Origin of the sequence: Enterococcus sp. FDAARGOS_375, from assembly GCF_002393265.1 — a bacterium.
In the GTDB taxonomy this organism is placed as follows: Bacteria; Bacillota; Bacilli; order Lactobacillales; family Enterococcaceae; genus Enterococcus_D; species Enterococcus_D innesii.
In genome coordinates this window covers 1,117,501-1,130,464 of record NZ_CP023515.1, presented here as the reverse complement: position 1 = coordinate 1,130,464, position 12,964 = coordinate 1,117,501, and the positions used below count along the sequence as shown (strand labels likewise).

Genomic DNA, 12,964 nt, shown 5'->3' with positions numbered 1-12,964 from the left:
AGGAACCAGAGGGATGCCGAAATCACAATTGAAGCGTACGATGGAAGGGGCGTTTATTTTAACGATCGCTTCCTTTATCGCAAAAATCTTAAGTGCCGTTTATCGGGTCCCTTTTCAGAATCTGGTAGGGGACGAAGGGTTTTATGTGTATCAACAAGTCTATCCGATTTATGGATTGGCAATGACGTTGGCGTTGTCAGGTTTGCCACAGTTTATCTCCCGCATCGTCGCTGAAGAACCCGATCCTTTGAAAAGCAAGGAACGGCTGCAAGCGTTGACGCCTTTCGTACTTTGGTCTGCGATCGGTTTATGGGCGGTGACCTTTTTATTTGCCGGTCCGATCGCGCAAGTGATGGGGGACCACCAACTGGCAGGCTTGATTCGAGTCGTTTCTTTTACCTTCTTATTTGTCCCACCTTTGACCTTTTATCGAGGAATGTTTCAAGGAAATCTGCAAATGGTGCCGACAGCAGTTTCCCAAGTTGTAGAGCAGTTGCTTAGAGTTGGTGTGATTTTAGGGGCTGCGGCAGCTTTCCAGCAATTGGGCTGGACGATTTATCAAACGGGGACTGTCGCCATGATGGGTGCCTTAGTCGGGGGGCTTGCGGCGTGGTGGATTTTAAGTTATTATAGCCGACAAATCAACGGTAAACGCCTATCGTTATGGCATAAACCAGTCACCCGTACAGGAGAAAACCCCGCTGTTTTATCCGCCTCGTTGAAGAAACGCTTCTTCTTAGAAGGCGGTCTGTTAACGATTTATAGCGGCTATTTGATCTTGTTCCAGTTAGCGGATTCGTTTTTATTGACCAATGCACTGGAAGCAGGTGGGTTGACGGCACAAGCAGCCCGGATTTCGAAAGGGATCTATGATCGGGGACAACCCCTCGTCCAACTAGGTCTTGTGGTGGCGATGGCGTTAAGCTCGACGTTTTTGCCAACGTTGACCAAGTATTTGACGGTAAAAAATCAGCAGCTGTTTGAAAAGTCGGCAAAAATGTATTTACGCCTAACGATCGGGATTGCTTCGGCTTCCGCCGTGGGCTTAGCGATTTTGCTGCCTTATATTAACTTTGCCTTATTCAAAGACGGTTCTGGCAATGTGGCGCTGGTATTGTTTGTCTTTTCCATCGCTCTGATGGCGACGATCCAAGCCTATCAAAGCATTCAACAAAGTCGCAATACCTATACCTTCGGCTTGCTGGCTGCGGGGATCGGTCTTTTGATCAAATGTCTATCGATGTGGCCGCTGACTGCTTCTTATGGGACTGCAGGAGCGAGTGTCAGTACGCTGTTGGGGTTAGGCGCGACCTTATGCTGTTTTGTGGTTTCCGAACAGCGTCGAGCAAAAAGCAGCATCAATCACTTTTGGCATGAAGGAAATTATGGAAAAAAACTATTTATTTGTTTAGGGATCATGGCAAGCGTGCTATTCTTATATTATAGCTTCGTTGCGATCTTATTGAAAGGTCCTTTGACCCATCGACTACAGGCACTGCTTTTTTGCCTAGGCGGTGTCGGTCTGGGAGGCGCAGCCTTTATCGGGGCAGCGATCAAAATCAAATTGTTAACGATTCGCGAATGGCTGTTAGTCCCATTTGGAAAGAAACTATTAAGAAGAGGTGAAAAACATGAGATTAGATAAATTTCTTAAAATCTCCCGCATCATCAAGCGTCGCTCTGTGGCCAAAGAAGTGGCAGACAAGGGACGAATTCAGATCAACGGCAAATTAGCCAAGTCAAGCAGTGACGTCAAAGTAGGCGATACTATGCGCATTCAATTCGGGAATAAGGTCTTGGAAGTAAAAGTCAATGAATTGCATGAATCGACGAAAAAAGAAGACGCTGCAAAAATGTATGAGATCGTTTCAGAGGAAAGAATCTCAGAAAATGCTTGATTTTTACGGCATTTTCAGTTAGACAAGCTTTGCGGATGTTGGTATAATGTAAAAAACAAAGACAGCGACGGGAGCGAGTTCAGGTGGCAAAAGAATCAAATAAAAAAATAGAACTATTGCAGACCGATTATGCGAAAGAGCAATTTGCCAAGTTTGAAAAAGAGCGGCGGCAAGTCGTGTTTCGCCGACGTCGGCTGGTGGCGTTTTTCGTGGCGGCATTAGCGATATTTGCGATCGTAGGCATTCAAATGTTCAACGATCAAATGCGCCTGCAAAAGCTAAAGGAATATAAGGCGGAAACAGTCGCTGAACAAAAAGAAGCTGAACAAAAAGTGGCTTCGTTGGAGCGGGATGTTGCCTTACTGAAAGACGATGAATATGTAGCGAAATTGGCCCGGAGCCGATTTTTCTATTCAAAAGATGGGGAAAAGATCTATCCGGTCTTGCCGGACGGAACGGATTCTCAGAGCACGAATGAAGGCTCTTCACAAAGCGAGCAAGAGTCATCATCCACAGAGTCACAAGATTAAGCAATGTCATACCTACTCAGCGCAGTAGTTTGAATTATTTTAAATGGGTAAAAATTAGGAGGAACATTTTTTATATGTCAATCGAAGTTGGAGCGAAACTAAAGGGCAAAGTGTCTGGTATTACAAATTTTGGTGCGTTCATTGATCTTGGTGAAGGGAAAACTGGTTTGGTGCATATCAGTGAAGTATCAAACGGATTCGTCAAAGACATTCACGACGTGTTGTCTGTTGGGGATGAAGTGACAGTACTTGTTACGGCAATCGGCAACGATGGAAAAATCGGCCTATCGATCCGCAAAGCAGAAGATAAACCGGAAGAAAAACGTGAATACCCGAAAAAAGAATTCAATCGACCAAATCCGAAAAAATCTTTTTCACGCAATCAAACTACGAATGTAAATAAACAAGACTTCGATTCATTGATGAGTTCTTTTCTAAAAGATAGTGATGATCGTCTTTCATCATTACGTCGAAATACAGAAGGAAAACGCGGTGGCCGCGGCGGACGCCGTAACTAAACATGAATAGCAAGTTGGGAAAAGCTGGAACAAAACTGTTGGTTCGTTTTGTTTCAGCTTTCTTTCTTGTGGGTCTACCGAAGGAAAAGGAGGTCATAAGATGGTCATTCAAACCGTTCGAGGGCAAATCGCTGCTATCGATCCGGAAAAAAAACGCCGCTATTTGCTGGCGGTATCGACGGGCGTCGACTCGATGGTCTTGTTGCAGGTCTTTTGTCAGTTGTTTCCCGAAATGCAAAAAGAGCCATGTTTTGGCGTGGCACATGTGAACCATCAATTGCGTCCAGCATCTGCTGAGGAAGCGGCTTTTTTACGGCAGTACTGCCAGGAACGCGGCATTCCTTTTTATGAGCGGTGTTGGGAAAATCCGCCAGAAACCGGCGTAGAAGCTAGCGCTCGCGACTTTCGCTATACGTTTTTTGCCGATGTCATGTCCCAAGAAGGCTATGATGTTTTGCTGACTGCCCACCACAGTGACGACCAAGTAGAAACGATGCTGATGAAGATGATGCGAGAAGGCCGCTTGCAATCGGCTGGCGGGATGCAGCAGCAGCAGCCTTTTCAAGCTGGAATCCTGTTGCGGCCGCTGCTTAGTGTCAGTAAGGCAGCGATTTACGACTATGCGCAAGCACAGCAGATTCCCTACTTTGAAGACGAAAGCAATCACGAACCGTTGTATTTGCGAAACCGACTACGCCAGCAAGTAGTGCCGGCATTAAAAGCGGAAAATCCGCAACTGCTGCCACATTTTCAACAGCTTTCTGTAGAAATGCAGTTCGCCAATCAGTTGATCCAGCAAGAGCAGCAGCAATGGTTGTCTGCGTTCGTTCAACAGCAAGCTGCTCGCTTAGTGATCGATCTGCAACAGCTACCGACGTTTTCGCCGGCGCAGCGCTATTTTTTCTATGCTGGGTTTTTGCAGCAAGCAGAAGCTTTTACAAAGCAGTCACTCAATCAAAAACAGCTGCCACAGTTATTGCGTCTGCTAGACGAAAAGAAAGGGCAATGGCAATTGGCATTGCACAAACAGTGGCAGTTGCGGCGCAGTTATGACCAATTATTATTGGAACCCGTAGCTGTTTCCCAACAGCCTGCAACGCCGTTGACAGAAGTCAGTCAGCGTCTGGTTTTAGGGGAGGGGATCTATCTTTCTGAAAAGGAATGGATTGGGTATTTTCCGATAAATGAACAGCATATTCCCAAAAAAATCACAAATTGGTCAGAGTTTTCCCAAGATTTACCGCTAAACTATTCCTCTGAGCTGATCGTACGTAAGCGACAGCCAGGAGACCGAATCCGCTTGGCGCGTGGCCTGACCAAAAAGATCAGTCGTTTTTTTATCGATTCAAAAATTCCTAATGAAGAGCGAGAAAAAAGTTGGGTCGTCACAAACCTTGATAAACAAGTGATTGCCTTACTACCTCATGCATTTTCCTATTTGAGTATTGCGCCAGAAACTGATAAAATACACTACATACTTCTTTATAAATATCAGAAGTAAGAGTTGGAAGGAGAACTTTATGCTAGATAAAGATATTGAGAAAATTTTGATTTCCCGTGACGAAATCAAAAATCGTTGTGTGGAACTTGGTCAAGAATTAACGGCGGCTTATGCGGATAAAAATCCTCTAGTCGTAGGTGTACTGAAAGGTGCCGTTCCTTTCATGGCAGACATCGTTCGTGAGATGGATTGTTACTTGGAGTTAGATTTCATGGATGTCTCAAGTTATGGCAATGCCATGATTTCATCTGGAGAAGTCAAAATCATCAAAGATTTAGATACAAATGTTGAGGGCCGCGATCTTTTGATCGTTGAAGACATCATTGACAGCGGTCGCACGTTGGCTTATCTGGTAGATCTATTCAAATACCGTAAAGCGAAATCAGTGAAAATCGTGACGTTATTAGATAAGCCGGAAGGCCGTGTTGTTGAGATCGATGCTGATTACGTCGGCTTCGATGTGCCAAATGAGTTTGTTGTTGGATATGGACTGGACTATGCAGAGCAATATCGAAACTTACCTTACGTTGGCGTCTTAAAACCTAGTGTTTATCAGTCAAATTAGTGACTGTTCTAAATCAATTGTGATACAATTAAATGGTCAGGATTGATAAAACAAAATAGCCAGGGAGGTACGCATGAATAAGAAAAATAACGGTATGGTAAAAAATACCTTATATTATGTACTTGTCTTGTTGGCAATGGTCATGGTCGTTTATTTCATCTTTGGAAATGGCAATCAGCAGACCCCAACGATCGAGTACTCCACGTTTACAGAACAACTGAAAGACGGGAAGGTTAAACAATTTACTGTCCAACCCGCTAACGGTGTGTATCGAATCGTGGGTGAATACAATGAAGAACAAACTGTCAGCAATGACAACAGCTTGTCTGTTTTAGGCAATACACAGGCGAGTTCGACCCGCTTTTCAACGATCATTTTACCAAATGATTCTACGCTGAGCGAAGTCACCAGTCTGGCCTCAGCACAAGGGGTCAAAACTACCATCGAAGAAGAATCCAACAGTGGTATTTGGTTATCGCTTTTGGTTAGCTTCTTACCACTTGTGATCATCATTTTCTTCTTCTATATGATGATGAGCCAACAAGGCGGCGGCGGTGGCGGTGGCGGCCGTGTGATGAACTTTGGCAAATCAAAAGCCAAAGAAGCGGACAAAAAAGCCAACCGCGTACGTTTTTCAGACGTAGCCGGTGCAGAAGAAGAAAAACAAGAGCTTGTCGAAGTCGTGGAATTCTTGAAAGATCCTCGACGTTTCGTTGAATTAGGCGCTCGTATCCCAGCAGGTGTCTTACTTGAGGGGCCTCCGGGAACCGGGAAAACGTTACTAGCCAAAGCCGTTGCTGGTGAAGCTGGCGTACCATTTTACTCGATCTCTGGTTCAGATTTCGTTGAAATGTTTGTCGGTGTCGGTGCAAGCCGGGTGCGTGACTTATTTGAAACAGCGAAGAAAAATGCACCAGCCATCATCTTTATCGATGAAATCGATGCCGTCGGTCGCCAACGTGGTGCCGGTATGGGTGGCGGACATGATGAGCGGGAACAAACATTGAACCAGTTATTGGTTGAAATGGATGGTTTTGATGGAAACGAAGGCGTGATCGTCATTGCCGCAACGAACCGTTCGGATGTTCTAGATCCAGCGTTGCTACGTCCAGGACGTTTTGACCGTCAGATTTTAGTTGGTCGTCCAGACGTGAAAGGCCGCGAAGCAATCCTCCGTGTCCATGCCCGCAACAAACCTTTATCAGATGATGTTGATTTGAAAGTCGTTGCCCAACAAACACCAGGGTTTGCCGGTGCGGATCTGGAAAACGTCTTGAACGAAGCGGCATTAGTTGCTGCTCGTCGTAACAAGAAAAAAATCGACGCTTCAGATATCGATGAAGCAGAAGACCGCGTGATCGCTGGTCCAGCGAAGAAAGATCGGGTCATCAACAAACGCGAACGTGAAATGGTTGCTTACCATGAAGCAGGACATACCATTGTTGGGTTAGTCTTGAGTCGTGCCCGTGTGGTACACAAAGTAACGATCATTCCTCGGGGACGTGCGGGTGGTTACATGATCGCCTTGCCGAAAGAAGATCAATTCTTGATGACCAAAGAAGATATGTTTGAACAAATCGTTGGGTTGCTTGGTGGTCGTACGGCTGAAGAAATCATCTTCGGTGTACAATCAACGGGTGCTTCCAATGACTTTGAACAAGCAACTGCGCTTGCAAGAAGCATGGTGACAGAATATGGAATGAGTGACAAGTTAGGTCCAGTTCAATATGAAGGAAACCATCAAGTCTTTGTTGGTCGTGATTATGGTCAAACAAAAGCTTACTCTGAACAAGTTGCCTTTGAAATCGATCAAGAAGTTCGCAAGATTTTAATGGATGCTCATCAAAAAGCCCATGAAATCATTGAAGAACACCGTGCACAGCACAAATTGATCGCTGAAAAACTGCTTGAACATGAAACATTAGATGCCAAAGCAATCAAATCCTTGTTTGAAGAAGGCAAAATGCCTGAAGGAACCGAAAACTCTGAGTATCCTAGTGAAAAAGCTCAAACGTTTGAAGAAGCGAAACGTGCGCTGGAAGAAAAAGATGCAGAGAAGCAAGCTGCAGAAAAACACAGCGAAGATGCACCATCAAACGATTTTGATCAACAATTGGAAGACGTTCGCCGCAATAGCGAAAGCCAACCGACTGATCAAGAAAACAAAGATGATAACGCCTAAAACAAGACGTATCAAGGCACCGAGGAAACTCGGTGCCTTTTTGTTTCTATTTAAGAAGACTTTCCTTAAATTCAAACACATTCAGTTGAAAAAAGCGGCGCTTCCTAGTATGATTCATTAATGAATAAAAAGGAGAATCAAGATGAAGGATTATTTAGTAAAAGCACTAGCATATGACGGCTTCGTCCGAGCATATGCAGTATCGGCAACAGAAACGATCGCCGAAGCACAACGACGCCATGAAACATGGAATACGGCATCCGCTGCTTTAGGGCGAGCGATGGTGGGAAGTTTGTTATTAGGCAGTACCTTAAAAGGGGAAGACAAATTGACCGTCAAAATTCAAGGAAATGGTCCTGCTGGGGCAATCGTCGTAGACAGCAATGGCCGTGGGGACGTAAAAGGATACATAAAAAATCCGCAGATCAGTCTGCCGTTGAACCCTCAAGGAAAATTGGACGTTCGGGGCGCAGTGGGTGACCAAGGGATCTTTACCGTGATCAAAGACTTAGGGCTAAAAGAACCCTTCTCTGGACAAACACCGATCGTCTCTGGGGAGCTTGGGGAAGACTTTACTTATTATTTAGCAGTGTCAGAACAGATTCCTTCTGCTGTTGGTCTGAGTGTATTAGTAGAAACCGATGATTCGATACGGGCAGCCGGTGGCTTTATGCTACAGATCATGCCTGGTGCCAGTGAAGAGATCATTGATGCCATCGAAAAACGTTTGGGAGAATTGCCTCGAGTATCAACCTTGATCGATGAAGGCCAATCACCAGAAGAGATCTTAGCGACATTGTTGCCAGACACGACAATCGAAGTACTAGAAAAAATGCCAGTCCAGTTCCATTGTGATTGCACGAAAGAAAAATTTGCGACAGCGATCATCACCTTAGGGGCTGACGAGATCCAAGCGATGATCGATGAAGACCACGGGGCAGAGGCAGTCTGCTCGTTTTGTGGCAACAAGTATCATTTTGATGAAACGGAACTGGCGGCGTTGAAGAAAGAGGCGGAAGCGTAAGTGAAAGATAGACAGACATGGCAGATCGGCTCGGTTGAGATTCCTAACCGCGTCGTCGTTGCGCCAATGGCAGGGATCACCAATTCTGCGTTTCGTGTGACAGTCAAAGAATTTGGTGCGGGTTTAGTCGTCTGTGAGATGATCAGTGATCGAGGGATTCAACTGCGTAATAAGAAGACCCTTGAGATGCTGTTTATTGACGAGACGGAGCATCCTCTTAGTATTCAGATTTTTGGTGGGAATAAAGCATCCTTAGTAGAAGCAGCGCAATTTGTCGCAGAGAACACAACTGCCGATATCATTGATATCAATATGGGGTGTCCTGTAAACAAAATCATCAAAGCAGAAGCTGGTGCGAAGTGGCTTTTAGATCCCGACAAGGTTTATGAAATGGTCCATGCTGTTTCCAGTGCGATCGACAAGCCCGTTACCGTCAAAATGCGGATCGGTTGGGATGAGCAGCACGTCTTTGCGGTTGAGAATGCCCAAGCCGCGGAGGCAGCGGGTGCCGCAGCGATCGGTATGCATGGCAGAACCCGTGTACAGATGTATGAAGGATCGGCAGATTGGGACGTGTTGAAACAAGTGAAGCAAAGTATCACGATTCCCTTTATGGGCAACGGTGATGTCAAAACCCCTGAAGATGCCAAGCGAATGTTGGAAGAAGTCGGTGCAGATGCAGTGATGATCGGACGGGCAGCGTTAGGCAATCCATGGATGATCCACCGCACCAAGCAATACTTGGAGACAGGCGAGTTATTGCCAGAACCAACACCGCGAGAAAAAATTTCGACAGCGAAACTTCATTTAGAACGTTTGGCTGATCTAAAAGGGGAAAAAATCGCTTCGCGAGAATTTCGTCAACATGCTGCGTACTACTTAAAAGGTATTTCGCGGGCAGCCAAAGTCAAAGCGGCAATTAACCAAGCGGAAGATAAGCAGACGATTTTTGATTTATTAGATGCATTTGTGGAAAAGATCGAAAAACAGCCGCTAGCAACTCTTAAGGAATAAGAAACAAATCAAGTCGATTCGAAAGTTCGGCTTGATTTTTTGCGTCATCATTGGCATTATAAGAAGGAAACCCAAGTTAAGAATGGAGGAAAACTCGTGACAGAGGAACGACAAACACAAGAAGAATTGAATGATCAAATGTTGGTTCGCCGTGAAAAGATGGAAAAACTACGGGAAGAAGGCATTGATCCTTTTGGCAAGCGATTCGAACGCACCCATAATTCTGCCGAGTTACATGAGTTATTTGATCAAAGAACCAAAGAAGAATTAGCCGAAATGAATCTTTCAGCAAGCATTGCAGGAAGAATCGTTACAAAACGTGGAAAAGGTAAGGCTGGTTTTGCGCATTTACAAGACCGCGAAGGCCGTATTCAAATATATGTACGTAAAGACCAAGTAGGGGATGAACCTTACGAAGTATTCAAACACGCAGACTTAGGTGATTTCTTCGGCGTATCTGGTGAAATCATGAAGACCGATACCGGTGAAGTGACCATCAAAGCCAAAGAAATCGTGATCTTATCAAAAGCATTGCGTCCATTGCCTGACAAATACCATGGCTTGACGAACGTAGAACAACGCTACCGTCAACGTTACTTGGATTTGATCAGTAATAAAGAAAGCTTTGATCGTTTCATGAAACGAAGCCAAATCATCAGCGAAATTCGTCGTTACCTTGACGGTCATGGGTATATCGAAGTCGAAACGCCAGTATTGCATAATCAAGCAGGTGGTGCAGCGGCTCGTCCCTTCATTACCCACCACAATGCCTTAGACATGGATCTGTATTTACGGATCGCTCTTGAGCTTCACTTAAAACGATTGATCGTGGGCGGCATGGAAAAAGTCTATGAGATCGGCCGCGTTTTCCGAAATGAAGGGATCGATACGACCCATAATCCTGAGTTTACAATGCTAGAAGCGTATACGGCATATACAGATTTCAAAGATGTGATGGATCTAACCGAAGGCATTATCCGTAATGCTGCTGAAAAAGTCTTGCATACAGCAACGATCCAATACGACGGACAAGAAGTCGATCTAGCTAGCGACTTTGCACGAATCCATATGGTCGATGCAATCAAAAATCAAACAGGTGTGGATTTCTGGCAACCAATGTCCGTTGAAGAAGCCCGCAGCTTAGCGAAAGAACATCATGTTGAAATCACTGATGCCATGACTGTTGGCCATATCATCAATGAATTCTTTGAGACATTTGTTGAAGAAACGTTACAGCAGCCAACCTTTGTCTTTGGTCATCCAGTGGAAGTTTCGCCATTAGCGAAAAAGAATCCAGAAGATGAACGCTTTACCGACCGCTTTGAATTATTTATCGTTGGTCGTGAATTTGCGAATGCCTTCACGGAATTGAATGACCCAATCGATCAAAGAGAACGTTTTGAAGGGCAAGAAAAAGAGCGCGAAGCAGGAAATGATGAAGCCCATGGGGTGGATGAGGATTTCTTAGAAGCACTTGAATACGGTATGCCGCCAACTGGTGGATTAGGGATCGGGATCGATCGCTTAGTGATGCTGTTGACCGATGCACAATCGATTCGTGACGTTTTATTATTCCCAACAATGAGATAAAAAAACTCCGTCCACTCGCAAGAGATGGGCGGCTTTTTTCTTGTCTGCTGGATCAGGGAGAAAAACAGCGAGGAAATAGAGGGAAATACGTTAGGGCAGATGCTAGAAAACGGATTAAATGCGAACGATAAAAGCTGGATCCAATGCGATTAGACGGGTTTGTAAAAATTGAAAAAAGCCATAGAAAATGATTGACCGCAAGGGATTTAGTTGGTATATTATTACATGTGCCAAATGACTAAATGAATTCCTAAAAAGAATTGAAAAAAGTAGTTGACGCACAGCTCGACAGATGATATTATAACGAAGTCGCAATTTTAAAAAAGTTAATTGATGTTGATACATCAACAAAATTAATTGAAAAAAGTTGTTGACAAATAACAAATCATTTGTTATTCTAATAAAGTCGCTGAGACAGCTGCTACGAAGTTGAAAAACAACGAGCAAAAAAAACTTTTAAAAAAGAGTTGACAATCAAATGTCGCTCTGATATGATATAAAAGTTGCTAACACAGCGCGGTAGACCTTTGAAAACTGAACAAAGCAAGCAAACGAACCAATGTGTAGGACGTTTCAATTTATTGAAACAAATACATGCAAGCAATAGCTAGCAAAGTTAATTTTTATGAGCTTAATGACCGTATGGTCATTCAAACAAATCATTATGAGAGTTTGATCCTGGCTCAGGACGAACGCTGGCGGCGTGCCTAATACATGCAAGTCGAACGCTTTTTCTTTCACCGGAGCTTGCTCCACCGAAAGAAAAAGAGTGGCGAACGGGTGAGTAACACGTGGGTAACCTGCCCATCAGAAGGGGATAACACTTGGAAACAGGTGCTAATACCGTATAACACTATTTTCCGCATGGAAGAAAGTTGAAAGGCGCTTTTGCGTCACTGATGGATGGACCCGCGGTGCATTAGCTAGTTGGTGAGGTAACGGCTCACCAAGGCAACGATGCATAGCCGACCTGAGAGGGTGATCGGCCACACTGGGACTGAGACACGGCCCAGACTCCTACGGGAGGCAGCAGTAGGGAATCTTCGGCAATGGACGAAAGTCTGACCGAGCAACGCCGCGTGAGTGAAGAAGGTTTTCGGATCGTAAAACTCTGTTGTTAGAGAAGAACAAGGATGAGAGTAAAATGTTCATCCCTTGACGGTATCTAACCAGAAAGCCACGGCTAACTACGTGCCAGCAGCCGCGGTAATACGTAGGTGGCAAGCGTTGTCCGGATTTATTGGGCGTAAAGCGAGCGCAGGCGGTTTCTTAAGTCTGATGTGAAAGCCCCCGGCTCAACCGGGGAGGGTCATTGGAAACTGGGAGACTTGAGTGCAGAAGAGGAGAGTGGAATTCCATGTGTAGCGGTGAAATGCGTAGATATATGGAGGAACACCAGTGGCGAAGGCGGCTCTCTGGTCTGTAACTGACGCTGAGGCTCGAAAGCGTGGGGAGCGAACAGGATTAGATACCCTGGTAGTCCACGCCGTAAACGATGAGTGCTAAGTGTTGGAGGGTTTCCGCCCTTCAGTGCTGCAGCAAACGCATTAAGCACTCCGCCTGGGGAGTACGACCGCAAGGTTGAAACTCAAAGGAATTGACGGGGGCCCGCACAAGCGGTGGAGCATGTGGTTTAATTCGAAGCAACGCGAAGAACCTTACCAGGTCTTGACATCCTTTGACCACTCTAGAGATAGAGCTTCCCCTTCGGGGGCAAAGTGACAGGTGGTGCATGGTTGTCGTCAGCTCGTGTCGTGAGATGTTGGGTTAAGTCCCGCAACGAGCGCAACCCTTATTGTTAGTTGCCATCATTTAGTTGGGCACTCTAGCGAGACTGCCGGTGACAAACCGGAGGAAGGTGGGGATGACGTCAAATCATCATGCCCCTTATGACCTGGGCTACACACGTGCTACAATGGGAAGTACAACGAGTTGCGAAGTCGCGAGGCTAAGCTAATCTCTTAAAGCTTCTCTCAGTTCGGATTGTAGGCTGCAACTCGCCTACATGAAGCCGGAATCGCTAGTAATCGCGGATCAGCACGCCGCGGTGAATACGTTCCCGGGCCTTGTACACACCGCCCGTCACACCACGAGAGTTTGTAACACCCGAAGTCGGTGAGGTAACCTTTTTGGAGCCAGCCG

At 45.4% G+C, this 12,964-nt stretch carries 10 protein-coding genes and 1 rRNA gene (1 of these 11 cut by a window edge); all 11 read left to right on the top strand.

All coding sequences use genetic code 11. The features are described 5' to 3' along the window. Positions 1-13 precede the first annotated feature (13 nt). Positions 14-1,645: a polysaccharide biosynthesis protein gene (locus tag CO692_RS06460; protein ID WP_096741854.1), complete on the top strand. Its 1,632-nt coding sequence runs from the start codon at positions 14-16 to the stop codon at positions 1,643-1,645. Next, positions 1,632-1,898, top strand: a complete 267-nt coding sequence (locus CO692_RS06455; RefSeq protein ID WP_005230745.1) for an RNA-binding S4 domain-containing protein — start codon at positions 1,632-1,634, stop codon at positions 1,896-1,898. The genes CO692_RS06460 and CO692_RS06455 overlap by 14 nt, the downstream gene beginning before the upstream one ends. 83 nt (positions 1,899-1,981) lie before the next feature. Next, complete coding sequence (locus CO692_RS06450; protein ID WP_086291578.1) at positions 1,982-2,428, top strand: FtsB family cell division protein; 447 nt, start codon at positions 1,982-1,984, stop codon at positions 2,426-2,428. 74 nt (positions 2,429-2,502) lie between these two features. Further along, a complete protein-coding gene (locus CO692_RS06445) occupies positions 2,503-2,946 on the top strand; it encodes a S1 domain-containing RNA-binding protein (protein WP_005233352.1) in 444 nt (147 codons plus the stop codon). A 100-nt stretch (positions 2,947-3,046) separates the two neighbouring features. Next, the gene (gene tilS, locus CO692_RS06440; protein ID WP_096741853.1) at positions 3,047-4,447 is read left to right on the top strand and encodes a tRNA lysidine(34) synthetase TilS; all 1,401 of its coding nucleotides are present in this window, start codon (positions 3,047-3,049) and stop codon (positions 4,445-4,447) included. A 19-nt stretch (positions 4,448-4,466) separates the two neighbouring features. Beyond that, positions 4,467-5,012 carry a hypoxanthine phosphoribosyltransferase gene (hpt, locus tag CO692_RS06435; protein ID WP_005230750.1) on the top strand — a complete coding sequence of 182 codons (546 nt, stop codon included), beginning with the start codon at positions 4,467-4,469 and terminating at the stop codon, positions 5,010-5,012. Positions 5,013-5,085: 73 nt separating this feature from the next. Then, a complete protein-coding gene (ftsH, locus tag CO692_RS06430) occupies positions 5,086-7,194 on the top strand; it encodes an ATP-dependent zinc metalloprotease FtsH (RefSeq protein ID WP_096741852.1) in 2,109 nt (702 codons plus the stop codon). 142 nt (positions 7,195-7,336) lie between these two features. Next, positions 7,337-8,218 carry an Hsp33 family molecular chaperone HslO gene (gene hslO / locus CO692_RS06425; protein WP_005230756.1) on the top strand — a complete coding sequence of 294 codons (882 nt, stop codon included), beginning with the start codon at positions 7,337-7,339 and terminating at the stop codon, positions 8,216-8,218. Positions 8,219-8,284: 66 nt separating this feature from the next. Further along, on the top strand, positions 8,285-9,232 hold the full coding sequence (dusB, locus tag CO692_RS06420) for a tRNA dihydrouridine synthase DusB (RefSeq protein ID WP_242596074.1): 948 nt from the start codon (positions 8,285-8,287) through the stop codon (positions 9,230-9,232). 96 nt (positions 9,233-9,328) lie between these two features. Continuing rightward, positions 9,329-10,822 carry a lysine--tRNA ligase gene (lysS, locus tag CO692_RS06415; RefSeq protein WP_005230758.1) on the top strand — a complete coding sequence of 498 codons (1,494 nt, stop codon included), beginning with the start codon at positions 9,329-9,331 and terminating at the stop codon, positions 10,820-10,822. Between the two features lie 660 nt (positions 10,823-11,482). Further along, a 16S ribosomal RNA gene (locus tag CO692_RS06410) occupies positions 11,483-12,964 on the top strand; it runs 78 nt beyond the window's last position.

What these genes read in the sequence shown, in the direction of transcription:
- ftsH (WP_096741852.1), top strand. Translation starts at nt 5,086, where the DNA reads ATGAATAAGAAAAATAACGGTATGGTAAAAAATACCTTATATTATGTA.
- CO692_RS06460 (WP_096741854.1), top strand. Translation starts at nt 14, where the DNA reads ATGCCGAAATCACAATTGAAGCGTACGATGGAAGGGGCGTTTATTTTA.
- tilS (WP_096741853.1), top strand. Translation starts at nt 3,047, where the DNA reads ATGGTCATTCAAACCGTTCGAGGGCAAATCGCTGCTATCGATCCGGAA.
- CO692_RS06455 (WP_005230745.1), top strand. Translation starts at nt 1,632, where the DNA reads ATGAGATTAGATAAATTTCTTAAAATCTCCCGCATCATCAAGCGTCGC.
- hslO (WP_005230756.1), top strand. Translation starts at nt 7,337, where the DNA reads ATGAAGGATTATTTAGTAAAAGCACTAGCATATGACGGCTTCGTCCGA.
- dusB (WP_242596074.1), top strand. Translation starts at nt 8,285, where the DNA reads ATGGCAGGGATCACCAATTCTGCGTTTCGTGTGACAGTCAAAGAATTT.
- hpt (WP_005230750.1), top strand. Translation starts at nt 4,467, where the DNA reads ATGCTAGATAAAGATATTGAGAAAATTTTGATTTCCCGTGACGAAATC.
- CO692_RS06445 (WP_005233352.1), top strand. Translation starts at nt 2,503, where the DNA reads ATGTCAATCGAAGTTGGAGCGAAACTAAAGGGCAAAGTGTCTGGTATT.